Consider the following 21,549-nt stretch of genomic DNA (forward strand, 5'->3'; position numbering starts at 1 on the left):
AAAGAACAAGGCTCTCTCCTTATGACTAATCATCGCCTGTCCATGTCTACCCGCGCCGTCCTGCTGGCGGCCGGAGCGTCGCTGGCGCTGCCGGCGATGGCAGAGGCTCCTATCGGCTCTGCCGCCGTCGCGGCGGTGGCCGAACAGCCCATTGATCCCGCTATCGCCCCGTCCCAGGACGACGAGGACGATTATGACGATTATGTCGGGGACGAGATCATCGTCACCGCGCCGCGACTGGCAGGACAGCTCGACACCGACATCAAGGCCGAGGCCGAACTCGATGAAGCGGCGATCGCCAGCTATGGCGTGTCGAACGTCTCCGAACTGCTCGACGCGCTGGCGCCGCAGACGCGGTCGGGGCGCGGGCGCGGCAGCGGGCGCCCGATCATCCTCGTCAACGGCCGGCGCATCGGCGGCTTCGGCGAAGTCCGCAACCTGCCGCCCGAGGCGATCGCGAAGGTCGAGATTTTCCCCGAAGAGGTCGCGCTCCAATATGGCTATGCCGCGACCGACCGCGTCGTGAACCTCGTGCTCAAGCCCAATTTCCGGCAGCTCTCGGTGGAGGCCGAAGGCGGTATTCCGACCCAGGGCGGCCGTTTTCAGAGCGAGATCGAGCCGAGCTTCGTTGCGATCGGCAAGAATGGCCGCGTCAACCTTAATGGCGGGTGGGAGCACAACACGATGCTCCTCGAACGCGAACGCGGTTTCGGCGATACCGGGCGCAGCCTGCTTCCCGAATCGGACACTTATTCGATCGACGGGACGATCCAGCGCAGCCTGAACAAGGTGACCGACGCCTCGCTCAACCTGCGCCTTGACCAGACCGACAGCCTGTCGCTGCTCGGCCCCGGCGCGGGCGGAACGAGCGACCCGCTCGAACGCGACAGCCGCAGCCGCAACCTGACCTCGACCGCCAGCGTCAACGGGATGCTCGGCGACTGGCGCTGGTCGCTGTCGGGCAATTATGCCGATGCCGATCAGCGCACCTTCACCGACCGGATCGGCGGCGGGCGCGACCGGTTCGACAGCAGCCAGCAGACCTTCGGCGGCAGCGCCAATCTGTCGGGGACCGTCACCGAAGGCTGGGCGGGCCCCATCCGCCTGTCGATGACCGGCAGCTATTCCGGAATCCGCTACGACAGCCAGTCGGACCGCTCGGGCGCGGTGACGACGAGCGATCTTGCCCGCGACCTGCCGGGCGTGTTCGGCTCGCTGACCGTGCCGCTGCTCGACCCCGACTATCATGTCGGCAAGGTCGGCCGCGTGTCGCTGACGCTGAGCGGCGAGGTCCAGAACCCGAGCGATTTCGGATCGCTGAAAATCTGGGGCGCCAACCTCAATTGGGGGATCACGAGCAATCTGTCGATGATCGCCAGCTTCAATCGCGACGAGGCCGCGCCCGGCATCCAGCAACTCGGCGCCGCGCCGCTCGTGACGCCTGCGGTGACCTATTACGACTTCAAGACCGGGCAGACGGTGCTGATCACGACGACGACCGGCGGCAATCCCTTCCTGCTCGCCGAACAGCATCGCGACTTCAAGCTGGGGCTCAACTGGTCGCCGCCGATGATCGACGGACTCCGGCTCTCGATCAATTACAACAGCAACAAAAGCTATGACACCGCGAACAGCTTTCCGCTGCTGACGCCGGAGATCGAGGCGGCTTTCCCCGACCGCGTGACGCGCGCCAATGACGGCACGCTGATCGCGATCGACCAGCGTCCGGTCAATTTCGACCGCGCCGAAAATTCGCAGATTCGCTGGGGTTTCAATTTCGGCAAGAGCTTTGCTCAGCCGAAGCAGGGCGAGGCGCGCGGCGGCGAGGGCGGCCCCCGGCCCGACGGCGCGCGCGGACCGCGGGGCCAGGGCGGTGCCGGCCGCGGCGGCGCTCGCGGCGGGCGTGGCGGTCCCGGTGGCATGTTCGGCGGGCCGCAGGGCGGCCGCTGGCAGGTGTCGCTCTATCACACGATCAAGCTCACCGACACGGTGCTCATTCGCCCCGGCGTGCCTGAACTCGACCTGCTCCACGGATCGGCGACGGGCAATGGCGGCGGCAGCAACCGCAACCTTGTCGAGCTCGACGGCGGCGTCTTCTACAAGGGGCTGGGCGCGCGGGTCAGCGCCAAGTACGACAGCGGCAGCACCGTCACCGGCGGCAGCGCGGGCGATCTGAAGTTCGGCGACCTTGCGACCTTCAACCTTCGCGTCTTCATGGATTTCAACCAGCAGCCGAAGATGACGAAGGCGCTGCCGTTCCTCAAAAATTCGCGCCTGCGCCTGTCGGTCGACAATCTGTTCGATGCGCAGCGCAAGATCACCGATGCCAATGGCATCGTGCCGATCAACTATCAGCCCGGCTACACCGACCCGCTCGGCCGCTACATCGAGCTCGAGTGGCGCAAGTCCTTCTAGGCGGGATAGGGCGTGCCCGACGGGGCGATCGATGCGGGTTCGGCTGGCACGAAGGTCAGCGCCTGGACGAATTGCGCCGTGCAGGCCGCCCAGCTGTAGCGCGCGCCGAGCGCGACCGCGTCCGCGCGGTCGCAGGTCAGCGCGGCGGCGATCGCGGTATCCAAATCCTCGTCGAGCGCGCCCGCGCCGTCCCGCACGATGTCGCCGGGGCCGGGCACCGGATAGGCGGCGACCGGAGTTCCGCACGACAAGGCCTCGATGACGACGAGGCCGAAGGTGTCGGTGCGGCTGGGAAAGACGAAGACGTCGGCCCCGGCATAGGCGCGCGCCAGCGCTTCGCCGCCGAGCTTGCCGAGGAACAGCGCGTCGGGATGGCGGGCCTTGAGCGCATCGAGCGCCGGGCCGTCGCCGACGATCACTTTTGTGCCCGGCTGCGCCGTGTTCAGGAAGGCCTCGATATTCTTTTCGACCGCGACGCGGCCGACATAGAGCTGGATCGGGCGGGGCAGCGCGTCGAACGCCGGATGTGGCGCACGGTCGGGGCGGAACAGCGCATGATCGACGCCGCGCTCCCAGGGCATCGTCTGCGGCAGGCCCTGATCCGCGAGTTCGCGGGCAAGGCTGCGCGTCGCGACCATGATATGGCGCGCCGGGCGGTGGAACCAGCGGATGAAGCGCCAGACGAACGCGGGCGAAACCGGCAGCCGCGCCGCCACATATTCGGGAAAGCGCGTGTGATAGGCGGTGGTGAAGGGAAAGCCCGTCTTGAGACACCAGCGCCGCGCGGCGAGACCGAGCGGCCCCTCGGTCGAGATATGGATCGCCTGCGGGGCGAAGGCCCTGATCATCCGCCCGACCTTTCGCCAGCCGGCGAAGGCGAGGCGGATTTCGCCATAGCTGGGGCAGGGGATCGAGCGGAACAGGTCGGGCGAAATCACCGCGACCTCGTGCCCCGCCTTGCGGAGCTCGGCGATCGTCGCCTGCAGGGTGCGGACGACGCCGTTGACCTGCGGCTCCCAGGCGTCGGTTACGATCAGGATCTTCATGCGGCGGCCGGCAGCGCGAGTTGGGCCGGCACGGCACGCGCGGCGACCTCCTCGGCCCAATGGAGAATTTCCATCGTGCCGTCATGGTGCTCGACCAGCGCGGTGCATCCTTCGACCCAGTCGCCGTCGTTGTAATAGAGCGCGCCGTCGATCTCGCGCATCTCGGCGCTGTGGATATGGCCGCAGACGACGCCATCGACGCCGCGCGAGCGGGCGGCATGGGCGACGACCTCCTCATAGCGGCCGATGAACTGGACGGCGTTCTTGACCTTGTGCTTGGCGACCATCGACAGCGACCAATAGGGCAGGCCCAATTTGCCGCGGATGGCGTTGACCACCACATTCGCCTTCATCAGCGCGGTGTAGGCGGCGTCGCCGACGAAGGCGAGCCAGCGGTGCGCGAGCATCACTGCGTCGAACTCGTCGCCATGGACGACGAGCAGGCTCTTGCCGTCGGCGGTCTGGTGGATCGCCTCGCGGCGGATTTCGACCCCGCCGAAATCGAAGCCGTCGAACGGCTTCACCATCTCGTCATGGTTGCCGGGGACGTAGACGACGCGGGTGCCGCGCTTCGCGCGCTTGAGGACGCGCCAGACGACGTCATTATGCTCGGGCGGCCAGAAATGCCGCTTCTTGAGCCGCCAGCCGTCGATGATGTCGCCGACGAGATAGAGCGTCTCGCAATCGACATGGTCGAAGAAGTCGATCAGCATCGCGGCGTTGCAGCCGCGCGTGCCGAGATGAATGTCGCTGACCCACACCGCGCGATAGCTGCGCCGCTCGCCGATCACGCGCTCTGGGATATGCGGCTCGGTGGTGAAGGGGTCGGCAAAGCGGGCGGGGATCGGCAGGGTTGAAATCGTTGCCATGTCACGCACTCCGGGAGCCTCGGCCGAAGGCAGCGTTGGCTGCCCACGGCCTAGACAGGAGTTTTGTTACAGCGTGCGGGGTGGAGCGATGACGGTTCGAAGAAAATTTGAAGGCGGTTCGGTGACGATAGGCTCCCCTCCCGCTTGCGGGAGGGGTTGGGGGTGGGCCAGCGACGTTGCATCTGCCCACCCCGCTGCGACTAACGAACAAAGTTCGCAAGTCTCGCTGCCCCTCCCGCTTGCGGGAGGGGAGAGGGGGATCAGACCCGCCGGATCACCAGATTCCGTATCTCGCTCATATCCTCCATCGCGAAGCGGATGCCTTCGCGGCCGAGCCCAGAATCCTTCACGCCGCCATAGGGCATGTTGTCGACGCGGTAGCTCGATACGTCGTTGACGACGACGCCGCCGACCTCGAGATGGTCCCACGCCTCCAAAACCTGGTGCAGGTCGCGGGTGAAGAGACCCGCCTGGAGGCCGAACTTGCTGTCGTTGACTTCGGCGAGCGCCGCATCCCAATCGGTGAATTTCGACAGGATGGCGAGCGGACCGAACGCCTCTTCGCGATAGGCCTTGGCGCCGCGGTCGACGTCTTCGAGCAAGGTCGCCTCCAGCATCGCGCCCTCGCGTTTGCCGCCGACGAGCAGCTTCGCGCCGTTCGCGACCGCTTCCTGAATCCACCCGTCCAACCGCGCGGCTTCCTTTTCGGAGATCATCGGGCCGATGAAGGTGCTGCGGTCCTTGGGGTCGCCCGCGACCAGCGTCTTCGTTTTTTCGACCAGCATGTCGCGGAATTGATCGTAGATGTCGGCGTGGATGATGATCCGCTGGACGCCGATGCACGACTGCCCCGACTGGTAGAAGGCGCCGAAGATGATCCGCGTGAGTGCATGGTCGAGGTCAGCGTCCTTGTCGACGATCACCGCCGCGTTGCCGCCGAGTTCGAGGACGATCTTCTTCTTGCCCGCCTTGGCCTTCAGATCCCAGCCGACGCTGGGCGAGCCTGTGAAGCTCAGCAGTTTCAGCCGCTCGTCGGTGGTGAAGAGGTCGGCGCCATCGCGGCTCGCGGGGAGAATGCTGAACGCGCCTTCGGGCAGGATGTCGCATTCGGCGAGCACCTCGCCCATGATGATGGCGCCGAGCGGGGTCATCGACGCGGGCTTCATCACGAAGGGGCAGCCGATCGCGATCGCGGGGGCGATCTTGTGCGCGGCGAGGTTCAGCGGGAAATTGAAGGGCGAGATGAAGCTGCACGGTCCGATCGGCACCCGCTTCCACATCCCCATATAGCCCTTGGCGCGCGCTGAAATGTCGAGCGGCTGAACCTCGCCATAGTTGCGCACCGCTTCCTCGGCAGCGATGCGGAAGGTGTCGATCAGGCGGCCAACCTCACCCTCGGCGTCGGCGATCGGCTTTCCCGCCTCGACGCAGAGCGCATAGGCGAGTTCGTCGAACCGCTCCTGAAAGCGGCCGACGCAATGGGTCAGCACGTCGCGCCGCTCATAGCTCGCGAGCTTCGCCATCGGTTCGGCGGCGCGCACCGCTCCAGCGATCGCCTCGTCGATCACATCGGGCGTGGCGAGCGCAGTGCGGAACGCGACTTCGCCGGTATATTTGTCGGTGACGACAAGGTCGGTGTTCGGCTGCACCGCCTTGTTGTTGAGGTAGAGCGGATAGACGTCTTTCAACTTCACAATCATTCTCCAGGGCTGTCATCCCCGCGAAAGCGGGGATCCAGCTTCTTCCATTTTTCTTCTTCGTGCCTTTGCGCCTTTGCGTGAATCCATAATTTCCTCACGCAAAGGCGCGAAGGCACGAAGAAGAAAACTGGATCCCCGCTTTCGCGGGGATGACGGAAACGGGCGGTCGCGAAGCCCCCTACAACTCCTTCGACAGCTTCTTGATGTCGACGTTCAAAATCTGGTCATTCTCCGAATAGTCCACCGGGCAATCGATCAGATGGACGCCCGGCGTGCTCAGCGTATGCGCGAGCAATTCCTTGAGGTGGGCGGCGCTTTCGACGCGATGGCCCTTGGCGCCATAGGCCTCGGCATATTTGACGAAATCGGGGTTGCCGTATGTCAGCCCCCAATCCTGAAAGCCCATGTTCGCCTGTTTCCAGCGGATCATGCCATAGCTCGAATCGTTGAGGATCAGTACGGTGATGTTGAGGCCGAGGCGCACCGCGGTCTCCATCTCCTGGCTGTTCATCATGAAGCCGCCGTCGCCGCAGATCGCCATCACCTTGCGATCGGGATAGACCATCGCCGACATCATCGCGCTCGGCAGCCCGGCGCCCATCGTCGCGAGCGCATTGTCGAGCAGCACCGTGTTCGGGCGATAGGCGGTATAGCCGCGCGCGAACCAGATTTTATAGACGCCGTTGTCGAGGCAGATGATCCCGTCGTCGGGCATCGCGTCGCGGACCTGCTGCACCAGATGCGGCGGGAAGATCGGGAAGCGCGCGTCGGCGGCGAGCGGCGCGGTGTGGTCGACCTCGGCCTGGCGATAGGCGAGCATATGGTCGAACGCCCAGCCGCCGTTGGGGACGATATCCTCCTTCATCTGCCAGATCGCGTTGGCGATGTCGCCGATCACCTCGATGTCGGGGAAATAGACGGGATCGACCTCGGCGGTCTTGGTCGAGACGTGGATGACGGTCGGGCCGCCGCTCTTCATAAAGAAGGGCGGCTTTTCGATGACGTCGTGGCCGATATTGACGATGCAGTCCGACGCCTCGACCGCGCGGTGGACGAAGTCGCCCGCCGACAGCGCGGCGCAGCCGAGGAATTTCGGATGCCGCTCGTCGATCACCCCCTTGCCGAGCTGGGTGGTCAGGAAGGGGATGCCGGTCTTTTCGATGAATTGCAGCAGCATCCGGCTGGTCATCGTGCGGTTCGCGCCCGCGCCGATCACCAGCACCGGCGATTTCGCGTTCTCAAGCGCCTTCACCGCCTCGCGGATCGATTTGACGTCGGCGGTCGGCCGGCGCGAATGGCTGCGCTTCAGCGGCAGGCTTTCGGTATGCTCGTCGGCGATATCCTCGGGCAGTTCGATATGCACCGCGCCGGGCTTTTCCTCCTCGGCGAGGCGAAAGGCCTCGCGCACGCGGCTCGGGATATTGTCCGACGACGCCATCTGGTGGGTATATTTGGTGATCGGCCCCATCATCGCGACGACGTCGAGAATCTGGAAGCGGCCCTGCTTCGATTTCTTGATCGGCTTCTGCCCGGTGATCATCATCATCGGCATGCCGCCGAGCTGCGCGTAAGCCGCGGCGGTGACGAAGTTCGTCGCGCCGGGGCCGAGCGTCGCGAGGCAGACGCCGGTCTTGCCGGTGTGGCGGCCATAGGTCGCGGCCATGAAGCCCGCGCCCTGTTCGTGGCGGGTCAGGATCAGCTTGATCTTCTTCGAGCGCGACAGGCTGTCGAGAAAGTCGAGATTCTCCTCGCCGGGAACGCCGAAGATATATTCGACGCCCTCTTCCTCGAGGCATTCGATGAACAGGTCGGATGCTTTTTTCATGATGTCAGTCGCCCCCTCAGCCTTTGCACCGTGCCGGTGCGGCTTTTCAGTCCGTGCCGGCGACCAGCGGCGCAATATCGGCGCAGCGGTTCCCGTCGTTGGTCGCGAGTCCCTGCATTGCCGGGGAGGATTTGTAACGAGGGGGGAGGGGGTTGTCACCCATCCTTACGGCGCCTTTGCTGTTCCGACTCTCTGCAGTCCGGCGCGCTCGTTAGCTGAGGCCCAGCGCCTTTTTGATGTCTGATTTCTGATTTTGATTACCTCGCCAATCGCTTGGCGTTCGGGGAAGCGTGATATTCAATACGCCCTTCAAGTCTTTCGGCGGTTCAAGGACAATATGTTTGCCCGCGCGAACAGTAAATCCCTTGGATTCGAGGAAAGCTTGAAGCTCGCTGGTGGAATCCTTCGCAGCCCGGTTCAAGACGTCATTGATTTCTCGTAAGCCGTCGGCGCGCGCGAAAACTTGCAGAAAGGCCTCAAGAACAACCTTGCCGCGTGCGTGCGTATCTGGCCGGTCTGCATAGGGACGCACAGCCTTTTTCAACCACTCGATAATTTCGCCAGAGTAGAGTTCCAAAGGGAGCTTGTCGGAAAAGCCAGCGCTCCAGGCCGAGATCTTCGACCTTCCGATTTCCTCCTCCAAATGCAGTATCTTCTCCTGCTGCTGCTCGTTGGATTTCCGAAGATCGGTTATTTGTCTTTCTTTGTCCTGAATCTCATCCTTATACAGTTCTTCGAGTTCGGCGTCGAATGTGGTTCCCGAAGCGGTGCGCCTGGCATCGAGCAAGGCGATTTCCTGAATATCAGACCAACTCGCGCCCTGTGATCGGGACTGGGTGGCGACTGCCCGAGCGACCGCGACGATCATATTTTTGAGATCGTCTAGGCTCTGGCCCGATTCCCAATAAAGGCGTTTGACGGTGCCGCGTCCGGGGAGCGCAAGGCCGATCGCGCCCATATAGGCATTTCGTCGACCGCTGGCGTCGGCAAGCTTAAAGGAGAATCTGGCACTGGGTTCGACAACAAGATGAGCGCAGCCGCCCAGACGGTCCGCTAGATGCTCAAGGTCGTTGTCGGAGAGGAGAGGGCATCCCTTGATCGTTGAGACATAAACAACCGGAAGGTAGGTCGTAGCTTTTCCGATGCAAATTTGCACCGCCCGCTCAAGGTCCGATGCAGTCTCGTCCAAATAGATCGGCTTGTCGATAGTGGGCAGAATTCCGTCCAGCGCACCGAAGTCCTGCCGCAGGAGCGCTTTCACTAGAAAAGGTTTGCGAGGAAGTTCGAGCTTCGCACCGGTATCCGTTCCGATACATTGCGACCGGATTCGAAGAAGTCCCGGCTCTCCTTCCGTTGCCCCGACGGAGAGCACGCCTTCTGTGCGCCAAATTCGACCTTCCGTATCCGGAAGATCATGGCGGAAACCGATGAACTTCGAGTTTTCCGAATTGACTTCCCGAAACTTCAGAGTCTCTCCTATGGGTGAAGTCAGGTGGGCATAGAGGTCATCGGCATCTAGAGTACCGCCATCGTCCAGAACGGAACTCGAGCTATTTCCTCTCAACCAACCAACGATTTCTGCTAGAAAGCGAGGCCTGGACAAGGTTCCCTTTACTGGAAACTCGGTGGCAGAAGTCAGCATAGCGTAATAATGTTACGAGCTGAGAGGTAAGTCAACTATTCAGCGTAAGCGATCTCGCGCGACATGCTGGTATGCTTATCTTAAGCCCGCATGAGCGCAATCCGATGCCTTTTGACTCAATCCACGTCGAACAGCCCCGCCAATTGCTCGACCATCGTCCCGCCGAGTTGCTCGGCGTCCATGATCGTCACCGCGCGGCTGTAATAGCGGGTCACGTCGTGCCCGATCCCGATCGCGCACAGTTCGACCGGCGAGCGGTTCTCGATCCATTCGATCACCTGGCGCAGATGCTGGTCGAGATAGGCGCCGTGGTTGACCGACAGCGTGCTGTCGTCGACCGGCGCGCCGTCGCTGATCACCATCAGGATGCGGCGTTCCTCGGGGCGGTTGATGATGCGGTGGTGGGCCCACATCAGGGCTTCGCCGTCGATATTTTCCTTGAGCAGCCCCTCGCGCATCATCAGGCCGAGCGACTTGCGCGCGCGGCGATAGGGTTCGTCGGCGGGCTTGTAGATGATGTGGCGGAGATCGTTGAGGCGGCCGGGGTGTGGCGGGCGCCCGGCGGCGAGCCAGTCCTCGCGGCTCTGCCCGCCCTTCCAGGTGCGGGTGGTGAAGCCGAGGATTTCGGTCTTCACCCCGCAGCGTTCGAGCGTGCGCGCGAGGATGTCGGCGCTGATCGCGGCGATGCTGATCGGCCGCCCGCGCATCGATCCACTATTGTCGAGCAGCAAGGTGACGACGGTGTCGCGGAAATCGGTGTCGCGTTCAATCTTGTAGGACAGCGACTGGCCGGGCGAGACGACGACGCGGGCGAGGCGGGCGGCGTCGAGCTGGCCTTCCTCCTGATCGAAATCCCACGCGCGGTTCTGCTGCGCCATCAGGCGGCGCTGGAGGCGGTTGGCGAGCTTGGTCACCGCGCCCTGCAGATGCGTCATCTGCTGGTCGAGATAGGCGCGCAGCCGCGTCAGCTCGTCGGCGTCGCAAAGCTCGGTCGCGGCGACGATCTCGTCGTGCTTTTCGGTGAAGCGGATGTAATTGAAATCGGGGACGTCGGTCGGCAGGCGGTTGGGACGGACGGGGAGCATCCCCTCGTCGCCTTCGCCGCCCATCTCGGGCTCGCCGTCGGCCTCCATCTCCTGCGCGTCGGGGTCGGATTCGCCGTCGTCGGCCTGGTCGCCCGCCATTTCGGCGCGCGCGTCGACCTGGCTTTCGCCGGCGCCGCCGTCCTCGCTTTCCTGTTCCTCCTGGCTGTCCTCGGCCTCGGACTCATCCTCTTCGCCGCTGTCTTCTGAGCCTTGCTCGACCGGCTCGTCGCCCTGAATGAGGTCGAGGTGGCGGAGCGCGAGTTTCGCGGTTTCGGCGAAGGCGGCCTGATCGTCGATAAGCATTGCAAGCGCGGTCAGGTCGCCGCCCGCATCCTTGGTGATCCATTCGCGCACCAGCGACAGGCCGGTCTCGGTCCCCTGCGGCGCCTGCTCGCCGGTCAGCGCCTCGCGCAGCATCAGTTCGAGCGCGCTCGATATCGGCACGTCGTCCTTGGTCTGCGCACGGGCGATCGGGTCCGACCGCATCCGCATCGCGAGGCTGGCCGACAGGTTGGCGCGCATCCCCACCATGTTGCGCGCGCCGAGCGCCTCGACCCGCGCGCGTTCCATCGCATCGAACGCCGCGGCGGCGAGCGGTTCGGCGGGGCGCGCCGCGTTGTGCAGCTTGTCGCTGTGATGCTTCATGCGCAGCGCATAGCTGTCGGCGAAGCCGCGTGCCTCGGCGACCTGATCGCGCGGCAGCGTGCGCGACGGGGTCGGCACCTTGATCGCCTTGCCGATCTGCGCGGGGGCGTCGGCGGTGAAGCCGACCTCGACCTCCGCATCGCGGGTGACCGCGCGCGCGACGCTCGACAGCGCGGTTTTCAGATCGTCGAGGGGAGATTGGGAGGCCATGACGAGTCGGCTCTAACCAGCTTTTGGGACGGAAGGAAGGGGCGCCACGCTCAATCCTCCTCGTCGCCCGCGGTGCGATGGCAGATCGCATTGTCGTCGGGCTTGGGGTCGGCCGGATCGGGGATCAGGCGGAAGATATAGGCCCAAGGCGTCGCGACGCGCTCGGGCCGCGCGGGCTTGCCGGCGATCACGTCGACGAAGTCGCGGCAGGCGACCGCGCTGCGCAGGAAATTGCTATGCCCGGTCGATCCGCGCGAGACGTCGGTCGTGTCGATCACGGTCACGCCCGGCACTGCGCGCACATAGCAGCGCTCGGGCAGGCCCTTGGCGCGAAGGTCGGCAGCCTCGAACGGATCGAAGCAATAGGGCGAACCGAGCCGCGGATAGCCGTGCAGCGCGCGCGAGGCGGCGAGCGCCTTGTCGCGCAGCGAGACATAGATCGTCATATGCCGCCCGCGCTCGACGCGCTCGGGCGCCAGCACGTCGCCCGCGATGTCGCGCTCGAAGGTCTCGCGGTCGATGTCGGGCGAGGCGAGGATGATGTTGGAGATGTTCGTCGCGCGTCCGGCGCGGCGCGACAGCCGATCGGCGGTCGCGATCGCGGGGATCACCAGCCGCGCGCCGAGCGAGTGCGACACGACGACGATCTCCTTGACCCAAGGCCGATCGGCGAGGGTGCGCAGAAAATCTCCGAAATAGCGCACGTCATGATACATATTGGTTTCGTCGACCGCATATTTCAGTACTTCGCCCTGCGACGGCCAGCTATATTCGATTACCGGCCCGTCGAAGCCGGTCATGCGCGCGATCTGCGCAGCATCCTTCGAGGTCGTCTCGAACGTCTCGCGATAGCCGTGGACATAGAGGAGCACGCGGCCCTGCTTGCGGTCGGTCTCGGCCTGCAGCGCCTGCCACCAGTCGCCCTCGTCCTGGAACGCCATCGGCGTGCGGAATTTTTTCTTGCCGCCGATGGTGCTCTCGCCCGGTGCGGCGAAGCGGCCGTAGCGTATCGTGTCGCCGCGATGGTTGGTGAGCGTGACCGCCTCGGTGCGGCAATCGGGCAGCCGGCTGGTGACGAAGAAGAGCGGCAGCGCCGCTGCATCGACCGGCACTCCCGCCGCCGTGGTGCAGCGCGGGTCGGCGACATAGGCGGCGTGGCGGACATCGCCGTAATCGACGGGCGAGATGCAGCCCGTCAGCAGAAGGGCAGGAAGGGTCGAGGCTATCCAGCGTTGCATTGTCACGCGACGTCACCCCCTCCGCTGCGACTAGGCGGCAAGCTGCCAAGTCTCGCCGCCTCCCCCATCGAGGGGGAGGGGGTGGGGTGGCATTCGCATCACTTGCCGATCACGCCCTCGGGCAGATCCTCGCCGAACACGCGCTGATAATATTCGGCGACGATCATCCGTTCGGCTTCGTCGCACTTGTTGAGGAACGACAGGCGGAAGGCGAAGCCGATATTGTGGAAGATCGCGGCGTTCTGCGCCCAGCTGATCACCGTGCGTGGGCTCATCACGGTCGAGATGTCGCCGTTGATGAAGCCCTGGCGTGTCAGGTCGGCGACCTTCACCATATTGGCGACGGTCGCGTCGTCGGTGCCGGGAACCTTGGCGAGGATGATCGCGCTTTCGGTCGCGGCGGGCAGATAGTTCAGCGTGACAACGATGTTCCAGCGGTCCATCTGGCCCTGGTTGATCTGCTGCGTGCCGTGATAGAGCCCGCTCGTGTCGCCGAGCCCGACGGTGTTCGCGGTCGAGAAGAGACGGAAATGCGGGTTCGGGCGGATGACGCGGTTCTGGTCGAGCAGGGTCAGCTTGCCTTCGGCCTCCAGCACGCGCTGGATCACGAACATCACGTCGGGGCGCCCCGCGTCATATTCGTCGAAGACGAGCGCGGTCGGGGTCTGCAGCGCCCAGGGGAGCAGGCCCTCGCGGAACTCGGTGACCTGCTGGCCGTCGCGCAGCACGATCGCGTCGCGACCGACGAGATCGATGCGGCTGATATGCGCGTCGAGGTTGACGCGGATGCACGGCCATTTGAGGCGGGCGGCGACCTGCTCGATGTGGGTCGACTTGCCGGTGCCGTGATAGCCCTGCACCATGACGCGGCGGTTGAACTTGAACCCGGCGAGGATCGCGAGCGTCGTGTCGCCGTCGAAGACATAGGCGGGATCGAGGTCTGGGACGCGCTCGTCGGCCTCGCTGAACGCAGGCACCTTCATGTCGATATCGACGCCGAACACCTCGCGCGCATCGACCTCGATATCCGGGGCCGCAAGAAGCGTCGAACCGTGATGGTCGGGGAGGCTGTTCGGGATGTCGGTCATGTTTCTTGTCCAGCGATAGGTCAGGGAGAGTCGCCGCGCTGCGGTGCTTCGCCGTCGCGGTATCGCCATGGGTTGCGGCTTGCAACGGCTTATTCAGAAGATCTCGAGCGCCTTCATCACCGCCGACTGGTCGTAATAGGGGCGTTCGCAGACGATCTTGTCGCTGCCGGGCGCGAATTCGAAGCTCGCCGCCATGCGGACGCGAAACGCCTTGCCCGTCGGCTCGATCGTGCGCAGGCCGAGCCGCAGCGGGCCGAGATGGGTGCCGGTCAGCCAGAATTCGACGAGAACCGTGTCGGTCGCCGCGTCGGCGGCGATCGCGATCACCTCGTTCGCCTGATCGGGAAAAGGCTCGCGCGAGGCGGCGAAATAGGAGCGCACGGCCGCTTCGCCGTCGAAGATGGTGCCGGGACCGAGCAGTTCGTAGCGCGGATGCTCGAAGGTCGCGAGGACGCCGTCCCAATCGTGCGTGATCTCCAGCGCCATGTGGCGGCGGACGGTTTCGATACGCCTTTCGTCGAGGTCGCTCATCGCGCTTCTCCTATGCGAACGCCTTCGTCTTTCTCAGCAACTGGTAGGCCGCGACCACTTCGCCGAGCCGCGTCTCGAAACTGCGGTCGCCGCCGTTGCGGTCGGGGTGATATTTGCGCACGAGTTCGCTGTAGCGGCGACGCAGCGCGGCGCGGTCGGCCTCGGGCGAGAGGCCCATCAGCCCCAGCGCGCGATGCTCCTCGCGGTTGAAACGCGGATCGGCGGCTTCGCGGCGCGCCTCGTACATTCGCTGGCGGAAACGCGCGCCGAGTGCGTCCATCGGATCCTTGAAATCGGCCCAGCGCGGCGGCAGATCGGCGCTGCCCGCGGGACGAAAGGCGCGGCTTTCGGTTTCCCAGCCGGCGGTCGGCGACTGCGCTGCCATGATCTGGTCGGCGCTCATCCCCTCGAAGAAATTATAGCCCGCGTTGAACTCGCGGACATGGTCGAGGCACAGATAGCGATAGGGGGGCGGGCCGTCGGGGGAGCGCTGCTGGGTCGCAGGCGCGCGAAATTCGCCGGGCTCGCGGCAACCGGGAACGGCACAGGGGGCTTCGCGCGGAACGCGGCCATGGAATCGGGGGGAGCGGGGGCTTGTCATGCGGAGTATCCGGTCCCAACATGGGGGCATGACGCAAAAAGGTCCAGTGCAACACGAGATGGAGGAGCGGCTGAGCGCGGCTTTTCCCGATGCCTATTTCATCCTCAGCAACGACAGCGCCCAGCATCACGGTCATGCCGGGGACGACGGTTCGGGCGAATCGCATTTCAGCCTGACCATCGCATGGGCGGGCTTTGCGGGGCAGAATCGCGTCGCGCGTCAGCGCGCGGTGAACAAGGCGCTCGGCGACCTGCCGGGGAACCGCGTCCACGCGCTGGCGATCAAGGCGACGGCGCCGGGGGAAAGCTGAGTGTGATCGCCGCGGTGCTCGTCCTGCTTTCGGATGTTCCGGCTTCATTGCCGCCAAATCCGCCGCTGGCATCTGCGTCGATTGCCTTCGACATAGACGACCGCGCCTTTCGAATGCCCATTCCGGACGGATATTGCGTTCCCCGCAATCCACCGGCGGCGACGCGTGGTGAGCATTCGAATGCAGCGGGCCATGTCCTCGCGAGCCTCGCCTATGTCCAAGGTTGCGGGGCAAGCAACGAAGGGGAGTCCATATTCCTGAAATATATAAGGAACTTTGACCCGAAAGCGCCGTCGCGTGAGGTGTTTTTGGCCTTGGCGGCGAAGCGAATGGGGAGCACGGCTTACATCGGTGAACAGGAGTCCGAGTCGTTTGCCAACAGAGTTGAGCATCGGACCGAAACCACGACTGGCCGGAAGATCGATGCGCAGATTGCGGCTAGCCATGTGGGACATGACAAGTTGTGCGTCTATCAGGTACGGACGATGACTGTTGCCTTGGCGGGCGATACGGTCGGGACGGTACGAATGGCGAGCTGTACGACGCTGATCAACGGCCGCGTGGTTACGATTGACGTTGCCAGCACCTCGGGCGAGGACGGGTTCGACACGATGGTGCGGCGATTGCACGCCATTACGGCATCGATTGAGCCGGTAAGCTGAGGCATTGGGGAAATAGGACGGATCGGCCATGGCAGAGCATCGCATCTATCGGATGAGCTTTGCGAAGGTCTATCCCCTGCTGGTCGCCAAGGCGGAGCGCAAGGGGCGGACGAAGGCCGAGGTCGATGAAATCATCCACTGGCTGACTGGCTACAGCCAGGCGCAACTCGACGCAGAACTCGCGGCCGGCACCGATTTCGCCGGTTTCTTCGCCGCAGCGCCCGCGATGAACGCGGCGCGGGCCGAGATCAAGGGCGTCGTCTGCGGCGTGCGCGTCGAGGATATCGCCGAGCCGCTGATGCGCGAGATCCGCTATCTCGACAAGCTGATCGACGAACTCGCCAAGGGGAAGGCGATGGAGAAGATATTGCGGGCACCAGCGCCATGACGATCGACAAGGTCAATCTCGCCGACGCCTTCGCGACCTTCGACGATCACTGGAACCCGCGTGTCGCCGGCGACATCAACGATTTCCAGGTCAAACTGGTGAAGCTCGACGGCAAGTTCGACTGGCATCACCATGATATAGAAGACGAATTATTCCTTGTCGTCGCGGGGCGGATGAAGATGGCGTTTCGCGACCGCGACGTGATCGTTGGACCGGGAGAGTTCATCATCGTCCCCCACGGCATCGAACATTGTCCCGAGGCGCTGGACGGCGAATGCCATGTCCTGCTGCTCGAACCCAATTCGACGCGCAACACGGGCAATGTCGAAACCGAAAGGACGCGCCGGAAACTCGAAAGGATTCGCTGATGTTCACCGTCATCACCCCCTCGACCCACGACATCGGCGCCTTCGACGTGCGACGGACGCTGCCCGACAAGGAGCGGACGATGGTCGGCCCCTTCATCTTCGTCGACCAGTTCGGCCCCGCGCATTTCGACATCGGACAGGGGATGGACGTGCGGCCGCACCCGCATATCAACCTGTCGACGCTGACCTATTTGTTCGAAGGGGCAATCGACCATCGCGACAGCCTGGGCACCTATGCGACGATCCGGCCGGGCGCGTGCAACCTGATGACCGCGGGGCGCGGTATCGTTCATTCGGAGCGCACGCCGCAGGCCGAACGCGCCACCGGTTCGCCGATCTCCGGCATGCAGACCTGGCTGGCGCTGCCCGACGGCAAGGAAGAGATCGACCCGGCGTTCGAGCATGTCGCGGCCGAAGACCTGCCGCTGGTCGAGGATGGAGCGGTCTCGGCGCGGGTGATCATGGGCAGCCTGTGGGGGGTGGCCGCCCCGACGACGCAGCACAGCGCGACGATCTATGCCGACATCGTGATGAACGCGGGCGCCAGCCTGCCGATTGAGGCCGAAGCCGACGAGCGCGCGGTGGTCGTCGCGATGGGCGATGCGAGCCTCGATGGCGAGGCGCTCGAACGCTACAGCCTTTATATCCTCAAGCCCGGCGAAGCGATGACGCTGCGCGCCGCGACCGACGCGCGGGTGATGCTGCTCGGCGGCGAGGCGTTCAGCACGCCGCGTCACCTGTGGTGGAATTTCGTCAGCTCCTCGCGCGACCGGATCAACGAGGCCAAGCACGACTGGAAGGACCGCAAATTCCCGCTGGTGCCGGGCGATACGGAAGAGTTCATTCCGCTGCCGGGGATGCCGAAGACGCCGACCTATCCTTGAATATCAGATCAGGTTGAAAAGCGACATTCTGCGTTTCATGATTTCGTCATTCCCGCGAAAGCGGGAACCCAGTGTGGGGTCAGCCGACGCACGCTCTGGGTTCCCGCTTTCGCGGGAATGACGAAGATGGGGGATGTCCGCTTCCCACCCCAAAAGTGGAGGAGCCGGGATCGTTGCCCCCTTGTCAGTAACCCCGCGCTCCGTCAGACAGTTTCGAAACGAAACCAAGGGAGCGATGCATGAGCGGCGATTTCGAACAGGTGCGGGTGAAGCTGGCGACCGGAGTCGAGCTCGACGTCGTCGACGTGGGGCCGCGCGATGCGCCGGTGCTGATCTTCCTCCACGGCTTTCCCGAATCGCATCGCACCTGGCGGTTTCAGTTGCCGCATTTTTCGGACCGCTATCGCTGCATCGCGCCCGATCAGCGCGGCTATCGCGGCTCGTCGAAGCCGCAGGAGGTCGATGCCTATACGCCCGACAAGCTGATCGCCGACATCTTCGCGCTCGCCGATGCGCTGGATGTTGGGGAGTTCACGATCGTCGGGCACGACTGGGGCGGGGCGATCGCGTGGGGTGTCGCGCTGGGCGGCCAGCCGGGCGGGCTGCATCCCGTATGGTCGGGTCGGGTCACCCGCGCGGTGATCGCCAACGCACCGCATCCCGCGATCTTCCAGCGCTTGCTTCTCACCAATGAAGAGCAGCGCGCGGCGAGCCAATATATCCGCACCTTCCGCGACCCGGCGAGCGACGCGATCATCGCGGAGCATGGCATCGCTGGCATTCTCGCGCACGCCTTTGCCGGGCGCGTCCCGAGCGGCGGCATCCAGCCGCCCGACGAAATCGCCCGGCTGCTGAAAGACTGGGAGGATCGCGACACCTGCCGCGCGATGATCAACTGGTATCGCGCTTCGCCCGCGGTGGTCCCCGCGATGGACGAACCCTATGCCGCGCCGCCCGCCGCGCCCTTTCCGAAGCTGACGATCCCGACGCTGGTGATCTGGGCGCTCGACGACGTCGCGCTGCCCGCGTGCAACCTCGACGGAATGGACGCGCTGGTGCCGCAATCGACGATCGTGAAGGTGCCCGGCTGCGGCCATTTCGTGCCGTGGGAAAAGCCGGGCGCGGTCAACGCGGCGATGGATGACTTCCTCGCCGGCGGCTGAAGCCGCTTCAAAACAAGCGACTGGAATAGGACGAAAAAGTTGGCAGGCGGCAGGGGTGCCGCCGCCTGCCGGGAGGGGTCGGTTCTGCGGGGTTGCCGCAATTGGTCAAAATCATGCGCCCGCGTAGCCCGGGCGCGAGTTAACCATAAGTTTGGTCCTAGTTGCAGGCTTTCAGATTCTCCCGCCTCTGGCATATTCGTGCCCATGAAAGTCGGCAGGCTCAGCGCGGTCACGACGGTCGACCGGATCGACGGCCCTTCCGATTGGACTATCGAGCGCGATGCCCATCTGCTCATTCTGCATGAGGCGGGAAGCTATCACTGGCTCGAAACCTGGCTCGACGGGCATCGCACTTCGCTCGGCGACCCGCTGCCGGGCGAGATGTGGTTTGTGCCCGCGGGCCATATCTATCGCGCCGCGGCCAAGGGGGGCGGGGTGCGGATCATCGAGGTCGAAATTCCGGTCGATATGCTGTCCGTTCCATCCGGCGCACACCCGATCGCGGCCTATCAGGATCGGATGCTGGCAGACCTCGTCCGCGAAGTGGCCGAGGGAAAGCAAGTCGCCGCCGCAGCGCTGCCGGCGCTGCTCGCCGAAACGCTCGCGCGCCGCGTTGCGCGGCCGGTTCCTCCCGCGATCGCCCAGCGCATCGACGATCTGATGGCGTCGATCCAGACCCAGCTTGAAATGCCGATCCCGGTCGAGGAGATGGCGGCCGAGACGGGCATGTCGGTCAACAGCCTGATCAGCAATTTCGCGCGCGTGACAGGGCGGACGCCGGCGCAATATGTGCTGCATCAGCGGTTGCGCCGCGCCTGCTGGTTCCTCGCCAACCGGCCGCTGTCGGTCGCCGAAATCGCCTTTGCCACCGGCTTTTCGAGCCATGCGCATCTCTGTGCTGCCTTTCGCCGCAAGCTTGCTATGTCACCGGGGGAGTGGCGCGACTTTGCGCGGGGGAGAGTCGATTGTGACGGGTAAGGCGAAACTGTTCCGCGATCATGGCGGGCACGGCCATGCGCCGGTCACCAATATCGAACTTTTCTTCGACCTCGTCTTCGTCTTCGCGATCACCCAATTGTCGCATACATTGCTCCACCATCTGGGGTGGCTCGGGGCGCTGCAGACGCTGCTGCTGCTGTTCGCGGTCTGGTGGGTTTGGATCTACACCACCTGGGTCGCGAACTGGCTCGACCCCGAACGCGCGAATGTCCGGCTGATGCTGATCGTGCTGATGCTCGGCGGGCTCGTGCTGTCGAGTTCGATCCCCGGCGCTTTCGGCAAGAACGGCTGGCTCTTCGCCGCGGCCTATTGTTCGATGCAGATCGGCCGCTCGCTCTACATGGTCTGGGTCAGCCTCGGCGTCCATCCCGCGCGGGCGCGTAGTTTCCTGCGGATCACCTTCTGGCTGCTGCTGTCGCTGCCGTTGTGGATCGCCGGGGCGTGCGCAGCGCCCGAGCAGCGGCTGTTGTTCTGGGGTGCCGCTTTGCTGATCGATTATTCGGGGCCAGCGCTTTTCTATCCGACCCCGATCCTCGGGCGTTCGCAGGCGGGCGACTGGGACATTTCGGGCGCACATATGGCAGAGCGCTGCGCCTTGTTCATCATCATCGCGCTGGGCGAAGGGGTGCTGATCACCGGCGCGACCTTTGCCGAACTGCCGCAGGACCGACTCCACTGGTTCGCTTTCGCGATCTGCTTCCTCGGGTCGGCGGCGCTCTGGTGGCTTTATTTCGACAGCGGCGCGAAGCGCGGCAGCGAGCGGATCGAGGCGAGCGACCAGGCGGGGTTGATCGCGCGCAACGCCTATACCTATTGGCACATCGCGATCGTCGCGGGGCTCGTCGTCTCGGCGGTTGCCGACGAAATGCTGCTGATGCACCCGCAGGGGCATATCGAGCCCGGCCTGCTCGCGGTGTCGGTCGGCGGGCCGCTCTTGTTCCTGATCGGCAATATGGGGTTCAAGAAGGCGACGAACGACCGCCGCCTGCCGCCCTTTTCGCACATGCTCGGCAGCGCGCTGCTGCTCGCTGCGGGCGCGGCGGCGTGGTTCGGCCATTGGCAGCCGATCGCGCTCGGCCTCGCGACCTTCGCGGCGCTCGTCTTCACCGCCGTCTGGGAATGGGGCAGCTATCACGGCGGCTGGCAGCGCTGGGCGCCGTGGATCGAACGCTTCGACCGGAGCAAATAGACCGTTGGAAGGGGGGACCAGCCCATGCCGCATAGTATAGTGATGCTGATCGCAGGCCTCGCGCTGCTGATCGTGCTGCGCCTTCTCGTCCGCGACAAGGTGCGGGCGACATGGGCCTTTCTGTTCCTGTGGCTCGTCGTTTCGCTGGGCAATCTGCTCGTCGGCGTGCTGTCCGCAGGCTATGGCTGGGGCGAGGAGATGCTCGTCTGGCTGTTCGTCTTCGGCGTGCCCGCCGCTCTGGCCTTGACGGCCGCGCGCCTCAGTTCGCGGGATTGATCAGGCAGCCGCTCGCCCCGGCATAGCGGGCGCTGCGCGATGCGAGCAGCGGTACGCTGCCGGTGATGGTCCTGGTCGCCGCATCCTCGCTCAGCGATACCATCTCCATGCCGGGCTCGAAGTCGGTCTGGCAGCTTTCGAGGCTGCGCCCCTCGACATAGCGGCACGAGCAGCCGACCCGCGCGGCATAGGCCGACCCCAGTTCGGCCTGCGCCTTGAACGAGGGGAGCTTCCAGACGAGGAACAGCGCGAACAGGACCGCGAAACCGACGACCCACGGCATACAGCCGCCTTGCTTGCCATCGCGCCGCTTGCGGCCGCGCAGGTGTGGTGGCACCTCTGGCGGCGGCATCTCGCCGGGCCGCTGGTCGGCCGTTGCCGTTTCGGGCGGGTTGGTGTTACTCACGGGGTTGCC

At 64.7% G+C, this 21,549-nt stretch carries 21 protein-coding genes; 10 read left to right on the top strand and 11 right to left on the bottom strand.

Annotated features, from left to right (window positions below):
* Window positions 1–21: 21 nt before the first annotated feature.
* Window positions 22–2,415, top strand: a complete 2,394-nt coding sequence (locus ACVENA_RS04940) for a TonB-dependent receptor plug domain-containing protein (protein ID WP_449327885.1) — start codon at window positions 22–24, stop codon at window positions 2,413–2,415.
* Here the strand turns inward: ACVENA_RS04940 and ACVENA_RS04945 are convergent.
* The 10 genes from ACVENA_RS04945 to ACVENA_RS04990 form a co-directional block, all read right to left on the bottom strand.
* Entirely contained in the window at window positions 2,412–3,461 is a 1,050-nt protein-coding gene (locus ACVENA_RS04945) for a glycosyltransferase family 4 protein (protein WP_449327886.1), read from the bottom strand. The two genes, ACVENA_RS04940 and ACVENA_RS04945, sit on opposite strands and share 4 nt — an antisense overlap.
* Window positions 3,458–4,330: a UDP-2,3-diacylglucosamine diphosphatase gene (locus ACVENA_RS04950; protein ID WP_449327887.1), complete on the bottom strand. Its 873-nt coding sequence runs from the start codon at window positions 4,328–4,330 to the stop codon at window positions 3,458–3,460. Before ACVENA_RS04950 ends, ACVENA_RS04945 begins: the two co-directional genes overlap by 4 nt.
* A gap of 260 nt (window positions 4,331–4,590) precedes the next feature.
* A complete protein-coding gene (locus tag ACVENA_RS04955) occupies window positions 4,591–6,030 on the bottom strand; it encodes an aldehyde dehydrogenase family protein (RefSeq protein ID WP_449327888.1) in 1,440 nt (479 codons plus the stop codon).
* A gap of 178 nt (window positions 6,031–6,208) precedes the next feature.
* The gene (locus tag ACVENA_RS04960) at window positions 6,209–7,855 is read right to left on the bottom strand and encodes an acetolactate synthase large subunit (protein WP_449327889.1); all 1,647 of its coding nucleotides are present in this window, start codon (window positions 7,853–7,855) and stop codon (window positions 6,209–6,211) included.
* Between the two features lie 211 nt (window positions 7,856–8,066).
* Entirely contained in the window at window positions 8,067–9,497 is a 1,431-nt protein-coding gene (locus tag ACVENA_RS04965; protein ID WP_449327890.1) for a hypothetical protein, read from the bottom strand.
* Window positions 9,498–9,613: 116 nt separating this feature from the next.
* The gene (gene cobT, locus ACVENA_RS04970) at window positions 9,614–11,437 is read right to left on the bottom strand and encodes a cobaltochelatase subunit CobT (RefSeq protein ID WP_449327891.1); all 1,824 of its coding nucleotides are present in this window, start codon (window positions 11,435–11,437) and stop codon (window positions 9,614–9,616) included.
* A 50-nt stretch (window positions 11,438–11,487) separates the two neighbouring features.
* Complete coding sequence (locus ACVENA_RS04975; protein WP_257551284.1) at window positions 11,488–12,675, bottom strand: alpha/beta hydrolase; 1,188 nt, start codon at window positions 12,673–12,675, stop codon at window positions 11,488–11,490.
* 98 nt (window positions 12,676–12,773) lie between these two features.
* Window positions 12,774–13,763 carry a cobaltochelatase subunit CobS gene (gene cobS / locus ACVENA_RS04980; RefSeq protein WP_257548666.1) on the bottom strand — a complete coding sequence of 330 codons (990 nt, stop codon included), beginning with the start codon at window positions 13,761–13,763 and terminating at the stop codon, window positions 12,774–12,776.
* 93 nt (window positions 13,764–13,856) lie between these two features.
* Window positions 13,857–14,294 carry a nuclear transport factor 2 family protein gene (locus tag ACVENA_RS04985; RefSeq protein WP_257548668.1) on the bottom strand — a complete coding sequence of 146 codons (438 nt, stop codon included), beginning with the start codon at window positions 14,292–14,294 and terminating at the stop codon, window positions 13,857–13,859.
* Between the two features lie 10 nt (window positions 14,295–14,304).
* Window positions 14,305–14,895 (bottom strand): J domain-containing protein, encoded by a 591-nt coding sequence (locus ACVENA_RS04990; protein WP_449327892.1) that lies wholly within the window; start codon window positions 14,893–14,895, stop codon window positions 14,305–14,307.
* Between the two features lie 58 nt (window positions 14,896–14,953).
* Between ACVENA_RS04990 and ACVENA_RS04995 the strand changes: the two genes are divergently transcribed.
* The 9 genes from ACVENA_RS04995 to ACVENA_RS05035 all read left to right on the top strand — a co-directional run bounded on the left by ACVENA_RS04995 (window position 14,954) and on the right by ACVENA_RS05035 (window position 21,134).
* On the top strand, window positions 14,954–15,205 hold the full coding sequence (locus ACVENA_RS04995) for a BolA family protein (RefSeq protein ID WP_449328891.1): 252 nt from the start codon (window positions 14,954–14,956) through the stop codon (window positions 15,203–15,205).
* A gap of 2 nt (window positions 15,206–15,207) precedes the next feature.
* On the top strand, window positions 15,208–15,867 hold the full coding sequence (locus ACVENA_RS05000) for a hypothetical protein (RefSeq protein WP_449327893.1): 660 nt from the start codon (window positions 15,208–15,210) through the stop codon (window positions 15,865–15,867).
* Window positions 15,868–15,895: 28 nt separating this feature from the next.
* A complete protein-coding gene (locus tag ACVENA_RS05005) occupies window positions 15,896–16,255 on the top strand; it encodes a DUF2200 domain-containing protein (RefSeq protein WP_449327894.1) in 360 nt (119 codons plus the stop codon).
* Entirely contained in the window at window positions 16,252–16,623 is a 372-nt protein-coding gene (locus ACVENA_RS05010) for a cupin domain-containing protein (RefSeq protein ID WP_449327895.1), read from the top strand. Before ACVENA_RS05005 ends, ACVENA_RS05010 begins: the two co-directional genes overlap by 4 nt.
* A complete protein-coding gene (locus tag ACVENA_RS05015; RefSeq protein ID WP_449327896.1) occupies window positions 16,623–17,507 on the top strand; it encodes a pirin family protein in 885 nt (294 codons plus the stop codon). Before ACVENA_RS05010 ends, ACVENA_RS05015 begins: the two co-directional genes overlap by 1 nt.
* Before the next feature lie 239 nt (window positions 17,508–17,746).
* The gene (locus tag ACVENA_RS05020) at window positions 17,747–18,670 is read left to right on the top strand and encodes an alpha/beta fold hydrolase (protein ID WP_449327897.1); all 924 of its coding nucleotides are present in this window, start codon (window positions 17,747–17,749) and stop codon (window positions 18,668–18,670) included.
* Window positions 18,671–18,874: 204 nt separating this feature from the next.
* Window positions 18,875–19,648, top strand: coding sequence for a helix-turn-helix transcriptional regulator (locus ACVENA_RS05025; RefSeq protein ID WP_449327898.1), 774 nt, complete (start codon window positions 18,875–18,877; stop codon window positions 19,646–19,648).
* Window positions 19,638–20,858 (top strand): low temperature requirement protein A, encoded by a 1,221-nt coding sequence (locus ACVENA_RS05030; RefSeq protein WP_449327899.1) that lies wholly within the window; start codon window positions 19,638–19,640, stop codon window positions 20,856–20,858. Before ACVENA_RS05025 ends, ACVENA_RS05030 begins: the two co-directional genes overlap by 11 nt.
* Window positions 20,859–20,882: 24 nt before the next feature.
* Entirely contained in the window at window positions 20,883–21,134 is a 252-nt protein-coding gene (locus ACVENA_RS05035; RefSeq protein WP_449327900.1) for a hypothetical protein, read from the top strand.
* On the opposite strand, the gene ACVENA_RS05040 is transcribed toward ACVENA_RS05035, so the two are convergent.
* A complete protein-coding gene (locus ACVENA_RS05040) occupies window positions 21,118–21,540 on the bottom strand; it encodes a hypothetical protein (protein ID WP_449327901.1) in 423 nt (140 codons plus the stop codon). The two genes, ACVENA_RS05035 and ACVENA_RS05040, sit on opposite strands and share 17 nt — an antisense overlap.
* Window positions 21,541–21,549: the final 9 nt, after the last annotated feature.

Source organism: Sphingopyxis sp. 550A, from assembly GCF_053569535.1.

Excerpts from the sequence above, each read along its gene's own strand:
- ACVENA_RS04985 (WP_257548668.1), bottom strand. The coding sequence starts at position 14,294 with ATGAGCGACCTCGACGAAAGGCGTATCGAAACCGTCCGCCGCCACATG.
- ACVENA_RS04975 (WP_257551284.1), bottom strand. The coding sequence starts at position 12,675 with ATGCAACGCTGGATAGCCTCGACCCTTCCTGCCCTTCTGCTGACGGGC.
- ACVENA_RS04950 (WP_449327887.1), bottom strand. The coding sequence starts at position 4,330 with ATGGCAACGATTTCAACCCTGCCGATCCCCGCCCGCTTTGCCGACCCC.
- ACVENA_RS05005 (WP_449327894.1), top strand. The coding sequence starts at position 15,896 with ATGGCAGAGCATCGCATCTATCGGATGAGCTTTGCGAAGGTCTATCCC.
- ACVENA_RS04955 (WP_449327888.1), bottom strand. The coding sequence starts at position 6,030 with ATGATTGTGAAGTTGAAAGACGTCTATCCGCTCTACCTCAACAACAAG.
- cobS (WP_257548666.1), bottom strand. The coding sequence starts at position 13,763 with ATGACCGACATCCCGAACAGCCTCCCCGACCATCACGGTTCGACGCTT.
- ACVENA_RS04990 (WP_449327892.1), bottom strand. The coding sequence starts at position 14,895 with ATGACAAGCCCCCGCTCCCCCCGATTCCATGGCCGCGTTCCGCGCGAA.
- ACVENA_RS05035 (WP_449327900.1), top strand. The coding sequence starts at position 20,883 with ATGCCGCATAGTATAGTGATGCTGATCGCAGGCCTCGCGCTGCTGATC.
- ACVENA_RS04940 (WP_449327885.1), top strand. The coding sequence starts at position 22 with ATGACTAATCATCGCCTGTCCATGTCTACCCGCGCCGTCCTGCTGGCG.
- ACVENA_RS05015 (WP_449327896.1), top strand. The coding sequence starts at position 16,623 with ATGTTCACCGTCATCACCCCCTCGACCCACGACATCGGCGCCTTCGAC.
- ACVENA_RS04965 (WP_449327890.1), bottom strand. The coding sequence starts at position 9,497 with ATGCTGACTTCTGCCACCGAGTTTCCAGTAAAGGGAACCTTGTCCAGG.
- cobT (WP_449327891.1), bottom strand. The coding sequence starts at position 11,437 with ATGGCCTCCCAATCTCCCCTCGACGATCTGAAAACCGCGCTGTCGAGC.
- ACVENA_RS05010 (WP_449327895.1), top strand. The coding sequence starts at position 16,252 with ATGACGATCGACAAGGTCAATCTCGCCGACGCCTTCGCGACCTTCGAC.
- ACVENA_RS04995 (WP_449328891.1), top strand. The coding sequence starts at position 14,954 with ATGGAGGAGCGGCTGAGCGCGGCTTTTCCCGATGCCTATTTCATCCTC.
- ACVENA_RS04960 (WP_449327889.1), bottom strand. The coding sequence starts at position 7,855 with ATGAAAAAAGCATCCGACCTGTTCATCGAATGCCTCGAGGAAGAGGGC.
- ACVENA_RS05020 (WP_449327897.1), top strand. The coding sequence starts at position 17,747 with ATGAGCGGCGATTTCGAACAGGTGCGGGTGAAGCTGGCGACCGGAGTC.
- ACVENA_RS04945 (WP_449327886.1), bottom strand. The coding sequence starts at position 3,461 with ATGAAGATCCTGATCGTAACCGACGCCTGGGAGCCGCAGGTCAACGGC.
- ACVENA_RS05025 (WP_449327898.1), top strand. The coding sequence starts at position 18,875 with ATGAAAGTCGGCAGGCTCAGCGCGGTCACGACGGTCGACCGGATCGAC.